The 21,026-nt window shown below is 58.9% G+C and carries 16 protein-coding genes and 1 riboswitch; of the genes, 8 read left to right on the plus strand and 8 right to left on the minus strand.

The genetic code is table 11. From position 1 onward, the window contains the following. Positions 1-433: 433 nt before the first annotated feature. Positions 434-3,589, minus strand: a complete 3,156-nt coding sequence (locus EYB53_RS06665) for an NACHT domain-containing protein (protein WP_135477428.1) — start codon at positions 3,587-3,589, stop codon at positions 434-436. Positions 3,590-4,607: 1,018 nt separating this feature from the next. On the opposite strand from EYB53_RS06665, the gene clpB reads away from it, so the two are divergent. The 8 genes from clpB to EYB53_RS06705 all read left to right on the plus strand — a co-directional run bounded on the left by clpB (position 4,608) and on the right by EYB53_RS06705 (position 12,923). Continuing rightward, positions 4,608-7,196, plus strand: a complete 2,589-nt coding sequence (gene clpB / locus EYB53_RS06670; protein ID WP_135477429.1) for an ATP-dependent chaperone ClpB — start codon at positions 4,608-4,610, stop codon at positions 7,194-7,196. A gap of 11 nt (positions 7,197-7,207) precedes the next feature. Next, complete coding sequence (gene phoU / locus EYB53_RS06675) at positions 7,208-7,867, plus strand: phosphate signaling complex protein PhoU (protein ID WP_135477430.1); 660 nt, start codon at positions 7,208-7,210, stop codon at positions 7,865-7,867. A gap of 268 nt (positions 7,868-8,135) precedes the next feature. Continuing rightward, positions 8,136-8,260: riboswitch (FMN riboswitch) on the plus strand. A 314-nt stretch (positions 8,261-8,574) separates the two neighbouring features. Continuing rightward, positions 8,575-9,390 carry an ABC transporter permease gene (locus EYB53_RS06680; protein ID WP_254150939.1) on the plus strand — a complete coding sequence of 272 codons (816 nt, stop codon included), beginning with the start codon at positions 8,575-8,577 and terminating at the stop codon, positions 9,388-9,390. A 45-nt stretch (positions 9,391-9,435) separates the two neighbouring features. After that, positions 9,436-10,518, plus strand: a complete 1,083-nt coding sequence (locus EYB53_RS06685; RefSeq protein ID WP_135477431.1) for an ABC transporter substrate-binding protein — start codon at positions 9,436-9,438, stop codon at positions 10,516-10,518. A 78-nt stretch (positions 10,519-10,596) separates the two neighbouring features. Further along, complete coding sequence (locus EYB53_RS06690; RefSeq protein ID WP_135477432.1) at positions 10,597-10,908, plus strand: YbaB/EbfC family nucleoid-associated protein; 312 nt, start codon at positions 10,597-10,599, stop codon at positions 10,906-10,908. A 145-nt stretch (positions 10,909-11,053) separates the two neighbouring features. Continuing rightward, positions 11,054-11,668, plus strand: coding sequence for a recombination mediator RecR (gene recR, locus EYB53_RS06695; protein WP_135477433.1), 615 nt, complete (start codon positions 11,054-11,056; stop codon positions 11,666-11,668). 13 nt (positions 11,669-11,681) lie between these two features. Continuing rightward, positions 11,682-12,044 (plus strand): hypothetical protein, encoded by a 363-nt coding sequence (locus EYB53_RS06700; RefSeq protein WP_135477434.1) that lies wholly within the window; start codon positions 11,682-11,684, stop codon positions 12,042-12,044. 12 nt (positions 12,045-12,056) lie between these two features. Then, complete coding sequence (locus tag EYB53_RS06705) at positions 12,057-12,923, plus strand: LLM class F420-dependent oxidoreductase (RefSeq protein ID WP_135477435.1); 867 nt, start codon at positions 12,057-12,059, stop codon at positions 12,921-12,923. A 319-nt stretch (positions 12,924-13,242) separates the two neighbouring features. Here EYB53_RS06705 and EYB53_RS06710 read toward each other — a convergent pair whose 3' ends face one another. The 7 genes from EYB53_RS06710 to EYB53_RS06740 form a co-directional block, all read right to left on the minus strand. Continuing rightward, the gene (locus EYB53_RS06710; RefSeq protein ID WP_135477436.1) at positions 13,243-14,499 is read right to left on the minus strand and encodes a Zn-dependent hydrolase; all 1,257 of its coding nucleotides are present in this window, start codon (positions 14,497-14,499) and stop codon (positions 13,243-13,245) included. A 16-nt stretch (positions 14,500-14,515) separates the two neighbouring features. Beyond that, on the minus strand, positions 14,516-15,916 hold the full coding sequence (hydA, locus tag EYB53_RS06715) for a dihydropyrimidinase (protein ID WP_135477437.1): 1,401 nt from the start codon (positions 15,914-15,916) through the stop codon (positions 14,516-14,518). A 21-nt stretch (positions 15,917-15,937) separates the two neighbouring features. After that, positions 15,938-16,996 (minus strand): TIGR03842 family LLM class F420-dependent oxidoreductase, encoded by a 1,059-nt coding sequence (locus EYB53_RS06720; RefSeq protein ID WP_135477438.1) that lies wholly within the window; start codon positions 16,994-16,996, stop codon positions 15,938-15,940. Between the two features lie 131 nt (positions 16,997-17,127). Then, positions 17,128-18,195 (minus strand): ABC transporter substrate-binding protein, encoded by a 1,068-nt coding sequence (locus EYB53_RS06725; protein ID WP_135477439.1) that lies wholly within the window; start codon positions 18,193-18,195, stop codon positions 17,128-17,130. 121 nt (positions 18,196-18,316) lie between these two features. Beyond that, positions 18,317-19,135, minus strand: a complete 819-nt coding sequence (locus EYB53_RS06730) for an ABC transporter permease (RefSeq protein WP_135477440.1) — start codon at positions 19,133-19,135, stop codon at positions 18,317-18,319. A 4-nt stretch (positions 19,136-19,139) separates the two neighbouring features. Next, a complete protein-coding gene (locus tag EYB53_RS06735; RefSeq protein ID WP_135477441.1) occupies positions 19,140-19,925 on the minus strand; it encodes an ABC transporter ATP-binding protein in 786 nt (261 codons plus the stop codon). Positions 19,926-19,929: 4 nt separating this feature from the next. Then, a complete protein-coding gene (locus tag EYB53_RS06740) occupies positions 19,930-20,769 on the minus strand; it encodes an ABC transporter permease (RefSeq protein ID WP_167857292.1) in 840 nt (279 codons plus the stop codon). Positions 20,770-21,026: the final 257 nt, after the last annotated feature.

Below are 21,026 nucleotides of genomic sequence, written 5' to 3' on the forward strand. Positions count from 1 at the left end.
CAGGGGCTGCTGCGCCCCTACATGTGCCGGCACCGGGGGGGATGATGGCGACGGGGATGGATGGGGCCGATCCCTATCGTGGGGTGATCACGGCGACGGGGCGGGTACCAGGGCGATGGAAGGCCGGGTGTAGGGGCGCAGCAGCCCATAGGCCCGCCCGTCAACAACAGGCCCCTGTCATCGCTGCTGCGCCCCCACGCAGCGTTGCGTCAAAAACAGGGTGAATCTGACGCAAAGGCGCGCATGCATGGGTGCGAATGTAGGGGCGCAGCAGCCCATGGCCCGCCCGTCAACAACAGGCCCCTCGCATCGCTGCTGCGCCCCCGGGCAGCGTTGGTGACGGAACCCGCCCTGCACCCCCAGATGTACCCTCGTTCAGCCTCAACTGGTTACAAAACCCTTTACAGTGTCAAAAAGACAAAAAGACAAAAAGTCAAGAAGACGAAGATGAGGAGAACAAACGGGCAAGACGAAAACCGAGGTAGCCGTCGTCGAGGCGCGGGGAGATGTCGAGGCGGACAACGCACCGGGCGAGGTCTTTATCGTTGTAGTACGACCCGCCTCGTAGAACATATGCGTCACTTGCCTTTTTACCCTCATTGTAAAGCATTTCTGCCCTAATCTCGCCTTTGAAGGGATACGTGGTGTACGGGGTGCTACACCATTCCCACACATTGCCTGCCAGTTCTTCCGCCTCACAGTCGGCCCGTCCATGTGGGAAGAGCCCGACAACTGACGTGCTGCCAATCCCGCTTGCATCAAGGTTGGCTGGTATGGTGTTAGTTATACGGGGTGCTCCTGCACTTGTCAAGTCTGGCCACGCGCCCCAGGGGTAGGTACGCCGCCCATCCGCGCTCGTTCCACCAGGCAAACGCACAGGATAGGCGGCTGCGCGCTCCCATTCGGCTTCTGTGGGCAACCGCACCGTCTCGTGCGCCGGCAATAGGCCGCAGAGGTGCAGCCATTCATTTGCCCACCAGGCAAACGCGGTTGCCGCATACCAGGTGACACCTCTGACCGGGTGATTTCCCGTGCCGGCCAGATAGCGTGAACCCGGCCAAGTACCAGGTCGAAAACGTTCAGGCTCCTCGTCGTGGCGGGCCAGCCGTGGTTTCAAGCGTTCGGCTGCGACCAGCGCCTCAGCCTCTCCCCGCCCGGCCAGCGCCTCGAGAAAGACAAGGTACTGGCGATTGGTCACTGGAAAACGGGCCAGCGCGTAGCTCGCGGTGATCGTGCAGTCAAACGCGGGTTTTTCATCATCATATAGCCCCGCGTTATCGCCCATACGAAACGTGCCCGGACTGATCACGGCTGCCCAGTAGTCTTCGCGCCGCAGATCCAGCCCGGGCCGCTCATTGTCGGCACCAAAACGGTCAAGCATCATCGCGGCACGGTTGCGCAAGACCGGGTCAGGATGCACTTCTTCGCCAAATGCATAGCTGTGCAACCGCTTGAGCGTCTCACTCCGCAGGGGGGCGAGTTCGACCACGCGATCAACATCGGCATCATAGAGCGCGTCGGCGGCCAGCAGCACGGCATTGATCGCTTCGTCACGCGTTGTCAGCAGGCGCTGGATCAGTTGATGCGCCTTCTTTGTCGGCCCCTCAGTCGCCCAGTTGCCCACCGCCAGCAAGATGGTCTCGCGCCAGCGCCGGTTCGTCCAGTGCTGGTAAAGCTCTTCGATGCCCCGCTCACGGGCATCATAGGCCAGGGCCGTCAAATACTCTTGCAGCGTATAGTGGGCAAAGCTAAACCCGCCGTCACGCCGCTGCAGCAGGCCACTCTCAAGCGAGAGCGACTCGATCAGGTTGGCAATATAATCGTCGGCTGTTTCGTTATCCCAGGGTTTGTAGGCCTGATACACAGGCCGCAAAATAGCTTGCACCTCGCGCAGGCGTAACTCACGCCGCCCCTCTGCTTGCATCCACGCTGCGATCGCCTCAAGCCTGCGCCGAATCCCTTTCACACTCTCTTCGCCACCATAACGGGTCTTGCCCTCGTCATTGCCTGGCAGGCCACCCGTGATCTGTTGCGTGCGCCAGGTATCCAGCAACAGGTAGATCAAGCGATTGTAGAGTTCGGCGCGTTCACGCGGCAACCCGACCCCGGTATGAACCAGCAGCGCCATGCTCGTCAGCAAGAGGGGATTTGTCGCCATTTCAAAGAGGCGCGCATTGGCATCAATCAGCCCACCCAGATACGCGACGTGATCATTGGCAACCTCGACGGCACGCTGTGAACGTGTCTTTTGCACCGCCCCAAACCAGTTACCAAGCAATTGTTCAATCTCGTCACGCTTGAGCGGGCTCAGATGGCGCTCATCAAAGCCTGGCAGTTGCAGATCCTCAAACGGGCGACTGGCAACAAGATAGCGATTCTTGCCATAATCCTGGATCAGATTGGCAATCAAGCGCTGCATATAAGCCCGTTCACGCCGATCCCCAGTCTCATCCAGCCCGTCCAGCATCACCAAACACCCACCCTTCGTAAGCTGATGCGACGAAAAATCAGCGGCCAGGCTCGCCCCTCGTTTATGCATCTGGGTCGAAATATAGCCATCAAGCCAATCAAGCAGCAATTTACTCGGTGCGCCCTGTAGTCCAGGCAACGCCTCGCCCTGGGCGCGCTTGAAAGCCTCACGCACATAGGTAGCAACAAGCGTCAGGCGAATATAAAACGGCACCAGGGGCGTCGGCGCATGCAGATCAAGCAGTTCAGGTGCCTTGTCCACCCGGTCTTCCCGGCAGTCACAGGCTAGCACCAGGGCACCATATTGCAGCGTGGTCGTTTTGCCGCTGCCTGCATCACCGATCAGCAGCAAGCGCGTACTTGTTGGCTCAACCAGCACTTCATCAGCAGACTCACCCCGGCGCGCGCGTTCACGTGATTGCGTCTTCGCTTGTTGTTGCAGCAACGCCGGCTCGCTCAACATCCGATAGACACCCTGGCTACGATCCAGCGCCTGGTAGGCCTCTGGACGCACACGATACTCATCCTCAGGGTCAAATTCACCCCGAATCAGCTTGAGGAAGCCCTCGATCTGCCCACGTTCAACCACCCGCAACGGCACATACACATCCTCAAGCAGCAACTGCTCTTGCCGCTCACGTGCCCGAATGGGAATGATGGGCAGATGCTTCAACTCCTCTTCAAGCCAATCAAAATAGGCCGTCAGCCCTGACTGGCGAGCTTTTGCCTGCGCAGCTTTTTGATCTTTAGCTTCAATAGTCTCTTCGCGTCGCTTCAGCCACCGCCCGAGAAAGACCCGATACAAAAAATCACCGAGGCCCTCACCAGCCTTGCCGACAAACCGTTTCAGGACAAACAAAACCGCAGCAACAAGCACCACCCCCACGGCACCCCAGAACCCAAAGCGTTGCAACAACTCAGCCCAGGTCGTCGTGATCTCACCAGCGCCAACCAGCTCAGCAGATGTGCGCGTAGCCGTCGGCACCACCGGCTCACTGGTCACCGTCGGCACCGGCGCTTCGCCCTGTACCTGCGTCTGGGCCATCGCCAGTGTCGCGCCCAGCCCCAGCACGACCAGAACGGAAACCACAACCAGCACCCAACGCAGATCGTGTCGCATAGCGCCTCATGGTATAGATAGATGGATAGCCAACAAGTCTAATCATACCGCAATACCCCACCACCATCCACCGCAGGCAACGTTGCGCCCAGGGCAATTGCATCATACGAAACCGGATACAAAAAGACGCGCTATCAGGGCACCCGCAAGGGGTGCCCGTACACCGGATCCGGCCCCCGGCCTGTAGGGGCACCCCTTGCGGGTGCCCTTGCGGGTGCCCTGGCGGATGCATACACGGAAGATACAATCGCCCTGACGTTGCGCCCTTGCGTCTTTGCGTCAAAAACGGGTTTGTTTCACGCAAAGGCGCGTAGCCCTGAGGGGTGCCACATCATGCTATAATAGAGCCAGCAAGTTTGTGATGGGCCGCCGCTGGGGCAACCCAGAGGAACTTCCCGACTCCTTGCACGCCTTCGGGCGGCAGGCTGCCCCGCGAAACCGCAAGCGGGGGCACCTGTGGGGCGACCTGCAGGTGACGCAAGACGGCAACAGCAAGCAATCCCGCCGATGGCCCAATAGGGCACAGGTAAGGGCTGAAACGGTTGGGGTAAGAGCCCAACGGCGTCGGCAGCGATGTCGGCGGCCAGGCGACTGCGCCAGTTGATGGGGAGCAAGGTGCGTGGGGCGGGCTCATCGGTGGGAGTATTGGCATGCCACGGTACGCCAGTACGTATGTACCACCCCGCACGCTCGCATCGCAGCCCTGTGGGGTAGACCGGGTAACACCCGGCGCGCTACCAGGGGCCTCTGCCCTGTGCAGAGAGAGAGATGGCGGCATCGAACAGAATCGGGGGTACAGTCACAAACCTGAAACTCAAGGCGGGGCAACGCATGCGTTGCCCCGCCTTTCGATCATCATTATGGTCACAACTGATAAAATTTAACACAATGCTAACACTGCGTTAGCATTGCTAGAACATCGCCGTGCTACGATAAGGCAAAGGTGTGCTTTCAGACTCAATGCCGCAAGCGCCGCTTGCAAGCATTTAGCCCTGAGAAAATAACGGAGAAAAGAATCATGTCATTTAATACAAATCGTTTTACCGAAAAATCTGCCGAGGCGATCATCGCTGCGCAGAATGCCGCCGAGCGTTCGGGCAATAGCGAGGTTCAGCCCGAGCATCTGCTCTATGCGTTGCTTGATCAGGGTGATGGGGTGGTGCCCCAGGTGCTCGCAAAACTCGGTCTGCCGATTGGGGCCTTGAAACAACAGGCCAATGCCGAAATTCAGCGTCTGCCCCGCGTCAGCGGTAGCAATGTGCAACCCCAGTATAGCTCGCGGTTGCGCAATGTGATCCTGCGCGCCCACGATGAACTTGCCGGGTTTGGCGATGAGTATGTCAGCACCGAGCATCTCTTGCTCGCGCTGCTCGATCATGCGGGCGGCGGAGCCGAGCGCTTGCTCAAGCAGGCCGGGCTGCGCCGTGATGCCCTGCTCGCGACGTTGCGCGAGGTGCGTGGGGCCCAGCGCGTCACGTCGCCTAACCCCGAGGGAACCTATGCCGCCCTTGAACAGTATGGCCGCGATTTGACCGAGCAGGCTCAGCGCAATAAGCTCGATCCGGTGATCGGGCGTGATGAGGAGATCCGGCGCGTTATCCAGATCCTCAGCCGCCGTACCAAAAATAATCCGGTTTTGATTGGCGAACCGGGTGTTGGCAAGACCGCGATTGTTGAAGGCCTGGCCCAGCGCATTGTCCGGGGCGATGTACCCGAGGCTCTCCGTGATCGCCGCGTGGTCTCGCTGGATCTCGGTGCGCTCATCGCCGGTGCCAAGTATCGCGGCGAATTCGAAGAGCGCCTCAAGGCGGTGCTTAAAGAGATCCAGGAGCGTGAGGATATCATCCTCTTTATTGATGAGTTGCATACGATGGTGGGGGCCGGTGCCGCTGAAGGTGCGATGGATGCCGGCAATATGCTCAAGCCGATGCTTGCTCGCGGTGAGTTGCATATGGTTGGCGCAACGACCCTGGATGAGTATCGCAAACATATCGAGAAGGATGCCGCCCTCGAACGCCGGTTTCAGCCTGTGGTCGTCGAGCAACCCGATGTCGAGGATACGATTAGCATTCTCCGTGGCCTCAAAGAACGCTACGAGACCCATCATGGCGTGCGCATTACCGACGCCGCGCTCGTGGCTGCTGCCGTGCTCTCGGATCGTTATATTTCGGATCGCTTCTTGCCTGACAAGGCAATTGACCTGATGGACGAAGCCGCCGCTCGCTTGCGGATGGAGATTACGTCTGATCCGCAGGAACTTGACGATCTCAAGCGGCGTATGATGCAGCTCGAGATTGAACGCGAAGCGCTCAAGCGCGAGACCGATCGCGCCAGCAAAGAGCGGCTTGAGCGGCTCGAGCAAGATCTGGCGAATCTGCGTGAGCAGCGCAATGGCGTCGAGGCGCAGTTGCAACGTGAGCGTCAAGAGCTTGACCAAGTCCAGGCGCTCAAAGAACAGATCGAAGCGACCCGGGCCTCGATCGAGCAGGCCCAACGCCAGTATGACTACAACCGTGCCGCTGAGTTGCAGTATGGCACCCTGGCAACGCTCGATCGCCAGCTAGCCGAGCTCGAAGCAAGACTCGATGAGAGCGGTTCAAGCATGTTGCGTCAGGAGGTGCGCGAGCAGGATGTCGCCGAGATTATTGCCCGCTGGACGGGGGTGCCCGTCAGCAGGATGCTCGAAGGCGAGGTCGAGAAACTGATCAATATGGAAGCGCGCCTGCACCAGCGGGTTGTTGGGCAGCACGAAGCGGTCTCTGCCGTCGCCAACGCGGTACGCCGTGCCCGCGCCGGGCTGCAAGATCCCAATCGTCCGCTTGGCTCGTTCCTCTTCCTCGGCCCAACAGGCGTGGGCAAGACCGAACTGGCCCGTGCGCTCGCCGAGTTTCTCTTTGATGACGAACAATCAATGGTGCGGATTGACATGTCAGAGTACATGGAAAAACACACCGTTTCTCGTCTGATTGGTGCGCCTCCTGGCTATGTCGGGTATGATGAAGGCGGCCAGTTGACCGAGGCCGTGCGGCGCAAGCCCTATTCCGTCATTCTGTTTGATGAAGTTGAAAAAGCGCATCCCGATGTCTTTAACATCCTGTTGCAGGTGCTTGACGATGGCCGTCTGACCGATGGGCATGGACGGGTGGTAAGCTTTAAGAATACGGTGGTGATCATGACGAGCAATATTGCCTCGGCCATGATCCAGGAGTTGACTCAGTCCGAGGCCTCCCAGACGACGATCCGTGAAGCTGTGCTCGACGAATTGCAGAGTGAATTGCGGCCCGAGTTTCTCAACCGCATTGACGATGTGATTGTCTTTCAGCCGCTCAGCCGTGAGCATATTGGGCAGATTGTTGAAATCCAGCTCGCACGGCTCCGCAAGTTGCTGGAAGATCGGAAACTCAAACTGGAACTGACCGAAGCAGCACGGGTAAAACTAGCTGCCGAGGGGTACGATCCGGTCTATGGGGCACGGCCACTCAAGCGGGTTATTCAGCAGCGCTTGCAGAACCCGCTGGCCCTTGAGTTGCTAAAAGGTGAGTATCGCGAAGGCGATACCATTCGCGTTGATAGTGTTGATAATGCCATGACCTTTCATAAGGTGTGAGGAGAGAGCGAATGATTCGTGAGCGGTACGCACATCAAATTGCTGGCCTGCGTGAAGACTTGCTGCGTATGGGCAGCATGGTCGAGCAGGCCTTGCTTCGCGCCATTTATGCCCTTGAAACCTGGGATGTTGCCATTGCGGCGCAGATTATTCATGACGATGCCAGCATTGATGATGCCTGGCGTAACCTGGAAGAGCGGACGATCCATCTGCTGGCAACCCAGCAACCCGTTGTCGCCAGTGACCTGCGCCTCTGTGCCGTCGTGACGGCAATCGCTGGCGAACTCGAGCGCATTGGCGATTATGCCAATAGCATTGCCAAACGGGTTCGCCAGGCTACCCGTCGGCCAGCGTTGATGACGCCTCCTCCACAAACCCAGGAGATGGGACGACTCGCGTTGCAAATGGTCAATACGAGTTTGCAAGCGTTCTTGTTGCAAGATGTCGATCTTGCACATGGTCTGGCAGCCAGTGACGAACGGGTTGACGAGTTAGAAGATCTCTTGCGCGCCGAGGTCATCGCAATCGCCAAAGGGGATCCAGTGCTCTTTGAAGCCGCCGTCGATATGCTTGATATTATTCATGCGCTCGAACGTTCGGCTGATCGGGCCACCAACATTGGCGAGCGGGTGATCTACCTGGCGACCAACAGTGTTGAAACCCTGAATTAAGACGAGCAATCGCCAGGGCACCCCTGGCGGCAGGCCCGGTGTAGGGGCACCCCTCGCGGGTGCCCTCGCGATTGCATCTTCCGTGTATGCACCCGCAAGGGCACCCGCAAGGGCACCCGCAAGGGCACCCGCAAGGGGTGCCCCACCCCGGTACGGGCACCCCTTGCGGGTGCCCCGTTGTATCCGGTTTCGTATGATGCAATCGCCCTACAAAAAAGGCCAGCAATGCTGGCCTTTTTTGCCAGACTATGGTATGCTACCAATCACAAACGATCTTCGGGGCAGGGTGAAATTCCCGATCGGTGGTATAGCCCACGAGCGTGTTGCGAGGCACGCATGATCCGGTGCAACTCCGGGGCCGACGGTTACAGTCCGGATGTAAAGAAGATCCAGACAGGCGGTGTGCTTGCGCTGCTGTGTGTTGATGACGACGTGATCAGTCCTTGGCTGGTGCCATGTCGTTGATCAAGGCTGCTACGTGTCAACGTAGCGGCCCCTGAGCAGATCAGTCAAGTTCCCTTCCGCCAGTATGGCTGAGTCGGCGACTCGGCACTGCGTCTGGTCGATGTTTCCCCCCCGAAGTGCATGGCACTCGGGGGTTTTTGTGTGCGATCAAGTCGGTTGTGCTCAATGGGCAACAGGGTGGGCCTCGCTTCATGCTCCCACCAGTCTCCCTTGGGGCACCGGCACTGATAGTGAGGAGCTTGATGATGCAACAAACATTGCCGATGCAGCGGAAGACTCCCGCAACACGTTCCTGGCCGCGCTGGAGCCCTGACCTCCACTGGGTCGGCTTGCCAGTGACGGTCATGATTGGGTTGGTCTTCTGGCACCTCCTGGTGACGCTTGGCGGGTATCGCCCGTTCATTCTTCCAGGGCCGGCCCTCGTGGCCGAGCGGTTTGTGGCTACCGCCCAGAGCGGCCTGCTCTGGCAGCATACCTCGGCGACGCTGGTCGAAGCCCTCGGTGGGTTTAGCATTGCGCTTGTCCTTGCGTTAACGCTTGGCTATGTCCTGGCGCATCTGCCCTGGCTCGACCGCGCCCTCTCGCCGGTGCTGGCGGCAAGTCAGGCGATCCCGATCATCGCGGTTGCCCCGCTTGTAATCCTCTGGTTTGGCCCGGGCCTCACCAGTAAGTTGCTGATTGCGGCGCTGATCACGTTCTTGCCCATTCTGATTGCCACCGTTGTTGCGATTCGCTCGGTGCCCCGTGAACTCCGCGAGATGGCGCTGATCAGTGGCGCAAGTCGCTGGCAAATTTTACGCTATGTGGAAGCCCCGCTGAGTGTGCCAGTACTCTTTGGTGGGATTCGTACCGGTCTCGCCCTCGCAACAACCGGGGCTGTTGTGGGTGAGTTTGTCGCTGGACGCGAAGGGCTCGGGGCGTTGATCAATATCGCCCGCGGCCTCTTTGATACGCCGCTGATCTTTGTTGCCCTGCTGACCCTTGCTTCAATTACGCTCAGTTTTTATCTTGTTGCAACCCTCATCGAGCGCTGGTTGATGCGCTGGGATTACGAGTAGTTCCTCTGGTTCTGGTTTCGTTTAGGGAGAGATCGAGTTTTTACTATGAAGTACGCAACCATTTTCGTCTTGCTCTTGTCGTTCCTGCTCGTTGCCTGTGGTACTCAGCCTGCGGCACCGGTGGTGCCAACTGCCGAACCGACTGCTCCGTCGGCTAGCGAAGCGCCCGCTCCGGCTCCCGAAGAAGGATTGCGCCGCGTGACGCTGGCGATGTCCTATATCCCCAATATTCAGTTTGCACCCTACTATGTCGCTGCCGCCAAAGGCTATTTTGCCGAGGAAGGCCTGGAAGTCGTTTTTGACTATAACTTTGAAAATGATGTGGTGCAGCGTGTCGCTACCTGGCCGCAAGGTGATGTAGCCTTCGCAACAGCCTCTGGTACCTCGACCCTGCTTGCTCGTCAGCAAGGGCTTCCGGTCAAGACGGTGCTGACCCTCTACCAAGCTTTTCCGATTGTCTTTTTTGCCAAAGCCTCAACCGGCCTGCAAGGCCCCGAGGATCTGCTTGGCAAGACGGTTGGCATTCCGGGCAATTTCGGTGAGAGCCTCTATGGGTTGCTGGCCGTGCGCTATGCCAATGATTTTGATGCGTCGGCTTTTGAAGTGCAAGAGATCGGCTTTACCCAGGCACAGGCGGTGCTCGAAGATAAGGTTCAGGTCGCAATGGGCTATGCCATGAATGAGCCGGTGATCCTGCGCCAACTCGGCGAAGAGGTTGATGTGCTGCGCGTCGCCGATGTCTATGATCTGGCCGCCAATGGCATTATTGTCAGCGAACGGTTGCTGCAAGAAGAGCCGGAACTCGTGCAGAGCTTTGTCACTGCCGCGATGCGCGGTTTGCAGGCGACCCTTGCCAACCCTGACGAGGCCTTTGAGCTGAGTCTCGATTATGTACCCGAGGCGATGCTTGGGGATGTTGAAGTGCAGCGCCAGGTGTTGCTTGAGAGTCTCCCGTTTTGGTCGAGCGACCTGACCACGGCCAATGGTCTTGGCTATACCGATCGTGAGCTCTGGGTCGCAACCGAGCAGTTTATGCGCGAAGCTCAGTTGCTGGCTGGTCCGGTTGAGGTTGATGAGGCCTTTACAAACGAGTTTATCAAGCCCCTCGCTGATGCGAGCGGTTATTAAGCGCTTGTCATCTACAAGGGCTATGTGGTAAGCTAGAGCAAGGTGCCTTGATGACCCGCATGAGAAGGAGTTGAATCTATGAATCCTCGCCAGCTACAGCAGATGGCTCAGCAGATGCAGCGCGAGATGCAGAAGATCCAGGAAGAACTTGGTGTTACCATGGTTGACGGAAGTGCCGGCGGTGGCGCAATTACGGTGCAGATGAATGGTCACCGTGAGCTACAGGGCATTACGATCTCGCCTGAAGTCGTTGATCCCGATGATGTCGAGATGCTGCAGGATCTGCTCATGGCTGCCTTCAGCGATGCCTCCAAAAAGGCTCAGGAGATGGCCGAAAAGCGGATGGGGCCATTGATGGGCGGCATGAAGGGGATGCCTGGTCTCTTTTAAGGCAAAAAAAGCCAGCTACGCTGGCTTTTTTGCATCGAAACTGAGGTTGAAAACGCCGATCCTCAGAGTACGCCCCTTCTGGCAAAGCTGACAGCTTTGCCAGAAGGGGCCGCTGTGCAGAGCATCAGCCCCCAGGAGCTCACTCATGACGTCGCGTAGCGAGAATCTAGTCGTAGAACCGGTGGCCCGGCTGATTGATGAGTTGGCTCGGCTGCCCGGCATTGGGCCCAAAACGGCGTCGCGTTTGACGTTTTTTTTGTTGCGTGCCGAAGCAGAGCAGACCCGCACCCTCGCTGAAGCGATCCTGGCGATGCGTGCCCAGGTGACCCTCTGTCGGCGCTGTTACAATATCACGGTTGGCGAGTTGTGTGCCGTCTGTACCAGCACCACCCGCGATCAGTCCAAGATCTGTGTGGTCGAGGAACCCCTTGATGTGCTGGCGATTGAGCGTACCGGGGCCTATCGTGGCCTCTACCATGTCTTGCACGGCCATATTGCCCCGCTTGAAGGCATCTATCGCGAGGATCTGAAGATCGATGAACTGATCGCACGTGTGCGGAGCGAGCCGATTGATGAGGTCATTCTGGCGATGAATCCGAATACCGAAGGTGAAGCAACCGCCTTTCTCTTGCTGAAAGACCTTGCCTCCCTGGGCGTCCGTATCACCCGCCCTGCGCGTGGCTTGCCCACGGGTGGTGATCTTGAATGGGCCGATCCCGATACGCTCGGCTCGGCGTTTGAAGGCCGCCGCGAATTGTAAAGGAGCCTGGATCATGAGCCTGCTTGATATTCTCTATGAGGCTCTAGAGACGGTCGAGGGTGCGCGTTTTGCCGGTGTCGTTGCGACCGATGGCCTCGGGGTCGAGATGGTCTATGCCAATGATGAGGATGAGTTTGACCTTGAACTCGCCGAGCTTGAATTGGCAACCCTTGCCGCCAATGCCGGGGCTGCTTCCAAGCGGATTGGCAGTGGGCGGGTCTATGATCTGACGGTCGAAACCGATGAGTTGACCTATCTGGCCTCGCTGGTGACCCCTGGGTATTTTGCCGTGCTCGGCCTCTATGCCGATGCAAGTCTTGATGGTGCGCGGGCCACGCTTGCCGAGCTCGTTGAACGCATTCAGGTTGAGGTCTGAAGGGTAGGTGTGATGAAGGTAGGTGCTGTTTTTCCCCAGATCGAAAGTGGGACTGATCCGGTCGCGCTGCGGGATTATGCCCAGGCCGTCGAAGCCATGGGCTATACCCATCTCGTCATCTATGACCATGTCCTCGGGGCGAGTACGGCGACCCGTCCCGGTTGGACCGGGCCATACTCGAGCGAGTCGCTCTTTCACGAGCCTTTTGTGCTCTTTGGGTATCTGGCTGGCCTGACCAAAACCATTGAACTGGTGACGGCTGTCATCATTCTGCCGCAACGCCAGACGGCCCTGGTCGCCAAACAGGCCGCCGAGGTTGACCTGCTCAGTGGTGGGCGGCTGCGGCTTGGGGTCGGGGTGGGTTGGAATGCGGTGGAGTATGAAGGGCTGAACGAGGATTTTGGCAATCGCGGGGTGCGCAGCGAAGAGCAAATCGCCTTGCTGCGCGCACTCTGGGCCGATCCGGTCATTGATTTTCACGGACGCTGGCACACGATCAACCAGGCCGGGCTCAACCCGCTGCCCCCTCGGCGCAGCATCCCGATCTGGATCGGTGGCTACAGCGAAGTGACGCTCAAACGCGTGGCTCAGCTTGGCGACGGCTGGTTCCCCTGGCGCCCACTGGACGACGCGCTCCGCGGCCAACTCGAACGCCTGCACGGCTATATCCAGGCCGCCGGGCGCGATCCAGCCTCCATCGGCCTCGAACCCCAACTCTCCCTCGCCCGCCTCCCTGAAGCGACATGGGAAACCTTCGTCCGTGACTGGCAAGACCTCGGGGCCACTCACCTCTGCATCAACACAATGGGCCTCGGCCATACGAGCCTCGACGCCCACATCGCAAGTCTCCGGATGATCAAAGAACGCCTTGGTTTCTAGAGGCACGCCCCTTCAAAGGGTTTCACCTGCGCGGTCAAGGGCGTTCCCGTAGACGGGCGATCCTCGTCAAACCTGCCAGGTGGGCGCCGGGACACCGCTCCGCTACCCCAAAGATCCCTGTGGCGCACACCTGGCAGGTTTCCGCAGAGCCCCAACCTGCCAGGTGTGCGCCAGGACATGCCTCCGGTACCCCGGGATCCCTGCAGCGCACACCTGGCAGGTTTCCGCAGGGATCCCAATACCTTGCAAATAAGCTCACGCGAAGGCGCAAAGGGTTCGCTCACCTACACAAAAAACTCTGCGCCTTCGCGCCTTTGCGTCAAACTTCCTTAGCCCCGTGCCCAACGATCCATTGCATCGCGAGACTCGCCAGGCGATCCAGCACTTCTACCGAGGAGGCGATGTCCTCTTCACGAGTGTCTTCGATTTTATTATGCGAGATGCCGTAGAGACTCTGCGAAAAGATCATGACCGTGGGGATGCCGGAACGGGCAACTTCGGCGGCGTCGTGAAGCGGACCGCTCGGTAGGAGATGCACCGTCCCGCAGATGGCGCGGGCGGCTTCTTCCCCCAGCGCAATGAGATCAGGATGAAAGGGAATTGGCTCGATTTGCCAGATCCGTTCCCAGGCGACCCCACACTTCTCTTCGGCGGCAAAACGCTCAGCGGCGTCTTTCGCCTCTTGCAGCATAGCGGCGAGCGACGTGGCTTCCATGTGGCGCTGATCAAGTGTGATTATGCACTCACCGACAACTGCGGTCACAATGCCCGGTTTCGTGATGCAGCTTCCGACGGTGCAGACCCCACCGTGGCGCTTGGCGATTTCGCGAATTTCCAGGCCAAGCTTCGCCGCCGCACCAAAGGCATCGCGCCGTTTGTCCATCGGCGTCGAACCTGCATGCGCCGCCTGGCCGGTAAAGGTGATCGCGTGGCGCTCGACGCCAAAGGTGCCAATGACAACCCCGACGGGCAGGCCCATACTTTCGAGCACGGGACCCTGTTCGATGTGCAATTCAAGATAGGCGGCGGCATTGGCCGCCTGACTTGCGCAGGTCTTCGCCTGGTAGAGATCCACCCCCTGCGCGGCGAGCGCGTCAACTAGGCGGATGCCGTCTTTGTCGCGCAGATCGGCGACACTCGCCGGATCGAGGTTGCCCGAAAAAGCGCTTGAGCCAAGCAGACTCCGCCCAAACCGGGCACCCTCTTCGTCGGCCCAGTCAACTAGGCGCAGCGTGACCGGTGGCGTACCCTCAGCAGCCATACGGCGCATTACCTCAAGGCCACCGAGCGTATTCATACAGCCATCGAGCCAACCCCCATTGGGCACCGAATCGATGTGGCCGCCGATCAGCAGCGCCTGTTCAGATGCGCCTGGCAGGGTTGCCCAGAGATTGCCGGCCTCATCGGTCTCAACGGTGACCGGCAGTTCGGCCAATTTTGCTTTGAGCCACGCCCGTGCCTGCGCCCAGGTCTCGGTCCAGGCGACGCGCTGGGCACCGTTCTCATCACCGGTAAGCGCACGCAATTCTTTCAACTCGGCGATCGTGCGGGCAGGATCAATCGTTGCGCCTGTCATGCTTCTTCCTCTTCATCTACAGCCCAAACGGGCGGCGATGCACAAACCGTCCTGCACCTGCTTCGCCCTGCCACTCGCCATTGTCAACCAATACCTGGCCTCGGGAAAGCACGGTACGCGGTGCGCCAACAACTTCCCAGCCCTCATAGAGGGTGTAGTCGGTGCGCTGGTGCTGCGTAGCGGCGCTGAGGGTTCGTTTCGCCTCGGGATCCCAGATGACCAGATCGGCATCAGAGCCAGGCGCGACGGCCCCTTTCTGCGGATAACAGCCAAACAGTCGGGCCGGGTTGGTCGAGCAAAGTTCGACCCAACGGTTGAGCGAAAGCTTGCCGGTACGCACGCCGTGCGTATAGAGCAGCATCAACCGCTCTTCGATACCAGGGCAGCCATTGGGGATCTGGGCAAAACTGGCCTTGCCCAGTTCTTTGCCGGGGGTGCGGCCATCCTGCCCTCCTTCAAACCAGAAGGGACAGTGATCAGTCGAGACGGCCTCCAGCGAGTTGTCGGCGACACCTTGCCAGAGCGCAGCCTGGTCGTGTTTTTCGCGGAACGGAGGCGAACAGACCCACTTGGCCCCCTCGAAACCCTCGCGGGCGAGATCATCTTTGGTGAAAAAGAAATACTGGGTGCAGGTTTCGGCGAAGATATGGCCGGCCCCGCCGCGCGCCCGCGCCAGACGCACTGCTTCAAGCGCACCGGCATTGGTCAGGTGAACGACATAGAGCGGCGCACCACTCACTTCGGCAAGACGCACTGCCCGCGCTGTCGCCTCGGCTTCAAGCTCGGGCGGGCGGGTCAGAGCGTGGTACTTTGGTGCAAGATTGTCGGCTGCAAGCGCATCTTTGATCAGGACATCAATCGCATCGCCGTTTTCGGCATGCACCATAATGAGCAACTTATGTTTGGCGGCCTGCTGCATCGCCCGGAAGAGCGTTGTATCATCAACCTGCAACGCACCCTTGTACGCCATAAAGAGCTTGACGCTCGTGACGCCATACTCAGCACAGTGGGCCATCTCCTCCAGTAACGCCTCAGAGAGATCGGTAATTGCGACGTGAAAGCCGTAATCAATCACCGCCTTGCCAGTCGCCTTGGCCTGCCAGATATCAAGCGTCTCACGGAGCGACGCGCCTTTGGGCTGGATCGAAAAGTCAATATGCATCGTTGTCCCGCCAAACGCAGCGGCCCGTTGACCAGTGAAAAAATCATCCGACGAGACCGTCCCACCAAAGGGCATATCCAGATGGGTATGCACATCAATGCCACCGGGGATCACATAGGCCCCTGACGCATCAAGCACCTTGTCACCAGACAGGCCCTGCCCGAGCGCCACAATCTGTTCACCCTCGATCAACACATCAGCGGGAAACGTATCGCCCGCTGTTACCACGGTTCCACCCTTGATCACAGTTGACACACCTAGCTCCTTTGCTCAGTTTCAGGATCCGACCAACTTGCTTGCCGAACCAAATGCAGGCACAATCTGGCTACCGTAGACCTCAAGGCAGGCCTCTTCTTCGCCGCTCATCAGATAGATATTGAACTGATGGACACCAAGTGCAGCCAGTTCGTGCAGGCGGCGGCGATGTTCTTCAACCGGGCCAACAATGCAGAAGCGATCAACCACATCGTCCGTCACAAACTCAGCATTGCTCGAGCCAACTTCAGCATGCTTCTGATAATCATAGCCGGCCCGCGCACTGACATACTGGGTCAATTCAGGCGGCAACATCGTCTGGTCATAGCGGGCGAGCAGATCAACGACATGGTTCGAGACGAGGGCGGGGAACCAGCGCACCTGATTGCGTGCATAGGCCAGATCATCAGCCACCCAGACCGGAGCAGCGGCCATCACCTTGATCGCCGCCGGATCGCGTCCTGCGGCGCGGGCGCCCTCGTGGAGGAACCCGAGGCACCACTTGATCAACGCCGGATCGGCAAACTGCAAGATCACCCCATCGGCAATGCGTCCAGTCAGATGCAACGCTTTTGGCCCATAGGCTGCGATCCAGATGGGCAGCGAGGGTTCCGGATGGCACCGTTCTTCGCACGTAGGTCCACAGGTATCTTGGCAAGCCCAGGGCAATTGCACCGTCTGTTCTTCGTGGGTCACCGGGCGTCCGGTGGCGAGCGCACGGATCTTGAGGGCTGCGACTTCGAGGTCGGCCAGCGTCGTCGGTTTTTTGCCGAGGACACGCCGCGAGCTATCACCGCGGCCAATGCCAAGATCCATGCGTCCGCCCGAGATCAGATTCAGCGTTGCGAGGCTACTTGCCGTCACGGTAAGATCCCGCACAGCCGGATTGGTCACACAGGTGCCCAGGCGCATATGTTGGGTATTATGCGCCATCAACGTCAACAATGGATATGGGTCTTGCCAGAGCACATGCGAGTCAAAGACCCAGGCGTACCGAAACCCTGCCTCTTCAGCCTGTTTTGTCAACGCCACACTGCGGGTTGGCGGCATGTCAAGCTTGAGTGTGATAGCAAATTCCATAGTTTTCTCGACTTGTTTTGTTATTGCACAATATACTAGAAACATGCTTGTGCTGGCAAAAACGACCCGTTTTGCTGGTCGTTTTCACCAGCACAAGCGAAAGATTGGGGGCCTGCGGCCCTCAACAGAGCCTATTGTGACGCCATCTCCCAGATTTCGTGGGTATAGGCGGCGGGCTCGGCGGGCTGGGTGATGACACCGAATTCAAGCGCGGTTGCAGCGGCAAAATCAAAGAGGGCAGGCTCGAGGAAGCCAACCGTAGTACTGGGATCAATTGGGTCGCCCCAGATCAGCTTGTTGACCTCATTCATCTGCCAGGTCTGGGCCTCGCGGGTCATGACCCCACCGCTATCCTGGCTGAGCACGCTATCCACGCACGAGTCAACATTGTCGCGGCAATAGGCCCATCCCTTGATCGAAGCGCGCACAAAGCGGGCCGCAATATCTTTGTTGGCTGGATCAGCCGTGAGCCAGGTTTCGCTCGCAAAGATGCCATCCTCGGGCATCGCCGTGCCAAGCTCGTTGTAGTCAATGATATTCAGTTCCTCGATCGTATGCCCGGCACTCAAGACCTGATAGAGCTCGTTGTAGGTCATAGCTGCGGCGGCGTCAACCTCGCGATTGAGCAGCAGGTTCATATCAAAGGGTTGCTGAACAAGCGTCAGGTCGGTATCGGGATTGAGATTGAACTTGCTCAACGTGGCAAGCAGGTTATACTCGTTGCCGCCAAACCAGACGGCGATATTGCGCCCGGCAAAATCCTCGGGCGAGGCAATGCCACTATCGGCCCATGCCAGGTGCCGCATCCCGGCGAGGGTGTAGATCTGCGCAATATTGACGAGGGGCACGCCCTGCTCACGGGTCGCCAGCAGACTCGCCATCCAGTTGATCCCAAACTCGGCCTGCCCACTTGCGACCACCTGCTCGGGCACAATATCGGGTCCACCGGGCTTGATCGTCACCTCAAGCCCCTCTTCGGTATAAAAGCCCTGGTCAAGAGCGGCATAATAGCCCGCAAACTGGGCCTGAGCCACCCACTTCAATTGCAGACGGACAGGATCAAGCTCGGCAGCGGGTTCAGGGGCGGTCTCGGTGGTTGGTGCAGCGGGGGCCGCAGGGGGAGTCTGTCCACAGGCTGCCAGGATTAGGCTAGCCATGATCATCACCATCAAGAGACCGAAACGCTTCGCGATGGGCATAACGAAAGCCTCCTTCAAGATACATTTGCACACGATAAAAGCGCACTACCCAACAGGTGGAGTCGACGATCCTCCTTTCTCTACGTATGTTTGTCCAGGAAAGCTGCGTTGCACACGAGCGTCATTGCCCAGAATGCCGTTGCTTCCACGGCATAACCCAACGTTCAATCAAGACAATGACGAGATAGAAGATCAGCCCATAGAGGCAGGCGACCATAATCGCCGACCATGCTTCACGTGTGCGCAGAATCCCTGCCTGCGTCTTGATATAGACCCCAAGTGCATTCCGAGGGCCGCCAAAAAACTCGGCCACCACGGCACCGATCATGCTCAGGGTCGCGCAGACTCTGAGGGCATTGAAGAGAAAGGGCAGCGCGGCAGGCATGCGTAGCTTGAGAAAGACAGCGCGTTGGGGGGCCGCATACGACCGCATCAAGAGCAACGCATCGGCGCGAGGTGAAATAAGCCCGGCGTAGACGCTGACGAGCGTCGGAAAGAAGGTCATCACGGCGATCACCCCGATCTTTGAGGCGGCGCTGACGCTGCCGAGCCAGATGCCCATCAGGGGCGAGAGCGCAATAATGGGCACAGCACTTGCGGCAATGGCGAGCGGCACCAAGCCATCAGCCACAAAGGTCCAGCGCACACAAAAGATCGCCACCAGCACCCCAAGTGAGCACCCGATGGCGCTACCCATCAGTGCATTGCTAAACGTCACCATCCCAATGCCCAGCAAAAACCAGGGGCGTTCAAGAAAGGTCGCCATAATCTGACTGGGGGCTGGCAAAAGATAGATCGGGATCTCAAACAGCCAGACCGCCCCTTCCCACAAGGCAATCGCCACAAGAAAGGTCAAGACAGGCGGCCAGATCATATGAAACCACTTTGCGACCTGGTCGATGCTGCGTACTGCCGGGGTTGAAACCGTCGTTGCTTGCATAGGCTTACCCTGCCGTCTCCGTTGCCCGGAGGCACTCGCGCACCTCGGTGACAAGGGCAAAAAACTGTGGATCTTCGCGGGTCTCGAAGGCGCGCGGGCGGGCGAGGTTGACCTCAACCACCCGTTGGACTCGACCCGGACGCGGTGACATCACGACCACCCGATCCGCGAGAAAGACCGCTTCGGGAATGCTATGGGTGACAAAAATGACCGTCGGGCGCGGTTCCGCCTCCCACCAGATACTGAGCAGTTCGAGTTGCAACCGTTCGCGGGTAATCTCATCAAGCGCCCCAAACGGCTCGTCCATCAACAGGATCGACGGGGCAAACGAGAGGGCGCGGGCAATCGAGGCACGTTGCTGCATGCCGCCTGATAACTGATGAGGGTAGGCATCACCGAAATCCCCAAGGCCGACCAGTTTGAGCAGTTCCATTGCCCGTTGATGCCGTTGCTCTTTGGGGCGCCCCATAATCTCAAGCGGCAGTTCGACGTTCTTGCGGATCGTACGCCAATCGTAGAGTACCGGCGACTGGAAGACAATGCCATAGTCGCGATCACGGCGGGCCTGGTCGGGGGTTTTGGCCTTGATGCGTACCGTCCCATTGCTCGGTTGCTCAAGATCGCCGATCAGCCGCATCAGCGTACTTTTGCCGCAGCCACTCGGCCCAATGAGCGCAATAAACTCACCAGCGGCAATGCGCAGGGTCACATCGTGCAAAGCTGTGACAGGCCCCGCGCCACCCTGATAGATCTTCGACACCCGCTCGAACTCAATAATTGGTGTATCCATTGCTTCAACGCTTCACAATCAGGCGCTCGGCGAGCGCAACGAGACCATAAAAAACCACGCCGATCAGCCCGGCGACGAGAATCGCCAGGTAGAGCGCCGGAGGACGCGAATTATAGAACTGAGCGGCATTCAGGATCATCACCCCGATGCCTTCACTGCTGCCCGAGGGCAACTCGGCGACGATCGCGCCAATAACACTTGCCGACGCAGCAATCTTGAGTGAGGCAAAGAGATAGGGGAGCGAAGCGGGCAAGCGCAACTTCCAGAAGGTCTGCAGCGAAGAGGCCGCATACGAACGCATGAGATCCAGGCTTTGTGGGGAAGCCGAGCGCAGGCCACGCAGCATGCCAATCGTCACCGGAAAAAAGGTGAGGTAGGCCGCGACAAAGATCTTGGCGACCCACGGCTCGGCCCCCATCCGCCCGAGGCTCACCACGACCATCGGGGCGATCGCGAGGATCGGCACGGTCTGCGAGCCAATAACATACGGCATCAAACCGCGTTCAAGGATCGGCATGCGCATAAAGAGGAGCGCCAGGCCAAAACCGAGCAGCCCACCAATGAAAAAGCCACCCATTGCGACCCGCAAAGTGGCCCAGGCATTGATGAGCATCTGTACAAGCAAGAGCGGCCCATTGCCACCCTGTGTACGGGTAAACATTGTCGCCACAATATCGCCGAGGTGGGGCAGGCGCTGATCAGAGATCCCAAAGAGCAGTTTGCTGCCTTCCCAGATGAGAAGCAGCGCTGCGACAAGCCCAATAACCGGCAGCATCCGGCGTCCTGCCGTTACCATGACTGTCCGCACTCGCACCGAAGACGAAGGAGCAACCGAATATGCCAAGGCCAACCTCCACCTGATGGATGAGGCTTCTACACACATGCAACCCTGGGGGGTGGCCGGGTACAGCATTGTCACCAGGCCGACGGCTGGTCATTACACACACCGGGGCGCTAACGTCGCGAAGAACCGGCGGGAGGGGTATAGGCTTTTTGTTCCGGGCTAAAGTATAGTGTAGCGCCGCTAGCGCTATTTGTCAACGGAGGTGTAAAGCTGGTGACGGCATTTGGTTGGGGGAACGTAAAAAAGCCAGCTACGCT

The organism is Candidatus Chloroploca mongolica (assembly GCF_004762035.2).
Lineage (GTDB): Bacteria > Chloroflexota > Chloroflexia > Chloroflexales > Chloroflexaceae > Chloroploca > Chloroploca mongolica.

Bases quoted from the DNA above. Each gene is read 5' to 3' on its own strand.
- EYB53_RS06665 (WP_135477428.1), bottom strand. From the start codon at position 3,589: ATGCGACACGATCTGCGTTGGGTGCTGGTTGTGGTTTCCGTTCTGGTC.
- clpB (WP_135477429.1), top strand. From the start codon at position 4,608: ATGTCATTTAATACAAATCGTTTTACCGAAAAATCTGCCGAGGCGATC.
- phoU (WP_135477430.1), top strand. From the start codon at position 7,208: ATGATTCGTGAGCGGTACGCACATCAAATTGCTGGCCTGCGTGAAGAC.
- EYB53_RS06680 (WP_254150939.1), top strand. From the start codon at position 8,575: ATGATGCAACAAACATTGCCGATGCAGCGGAAGACTCCCGCAACACGT.
- EYB53_RS06685 (WP_135477431.1), top strand. From the start codon at position 9,436: ATGAAGTACGCAACCATTTTCGTCTTGCTCTTGTCGTTCCTGCTCGTT.
- EYB53_RS06690 (WP_135477432.1), top strand. From the start codon at position 10,597: ATGAATCCTCGCCAGCTACAGCAGATGGCTCAGCAGATGCAGCGCGAG.
- recR (WP_135477433.1), top strand. From the start codon at position 11,054: ATGACGTCGCGTAGCGAGAATCTAGTCGTAGAACCGGTGGCCCGGCTG.
- EYB53_RS06700 (WP_135477434.1), top strand. From the start codon at position 11,682: ATGAGCCTGCTTGATATTCTCTATGAGGCTCTAGAGACGGTCGAGGGT.
- EYB53_RS06705 (WP_135477435.1), top strand. From the start codon at position 12,057: ATGAAGGTAGGTGCTGTTTTTCCCCAGATCGAAAGTGGGACTGATCCG.
- EYB53_RS06710 (WP_135477436.1), bottom strand. From the start codon at position 14,499: ATGACAGGCGCAACGATTGATCCTGCCCGCACGATCGCCGAGTTGAAA.
- EYB53_RS06720 (WP_135477438.1), bottom strand. From the start codon at position 16,996: ATGGAATTTGCTATCACACTCAAGCTTGACATGCCGCCAACCCGCAGT.
- EYB53_RS06725 (WP_135477439.1), bottom strand. From the start codon at position 18,195: ATGCCCATCGCGAAGCGTTTCGGTCTCTTGATGGTGATGATCATGGCT.
- EYB53_RS06730 (WP_135477440.1), bottom strand. From the start codon at position 19,135: ATGCAAGCAACGACGGTTTCAACCCCGGCAGTACGCAGCATCGACCAG.
- EYB53_RS06735 (WP_135477441.1), bottom strand. From the start codon at position 19,925: ATGGATACACCAATTATTGAGTTCGAGCGGGTGTCGAAGATCTATCAG.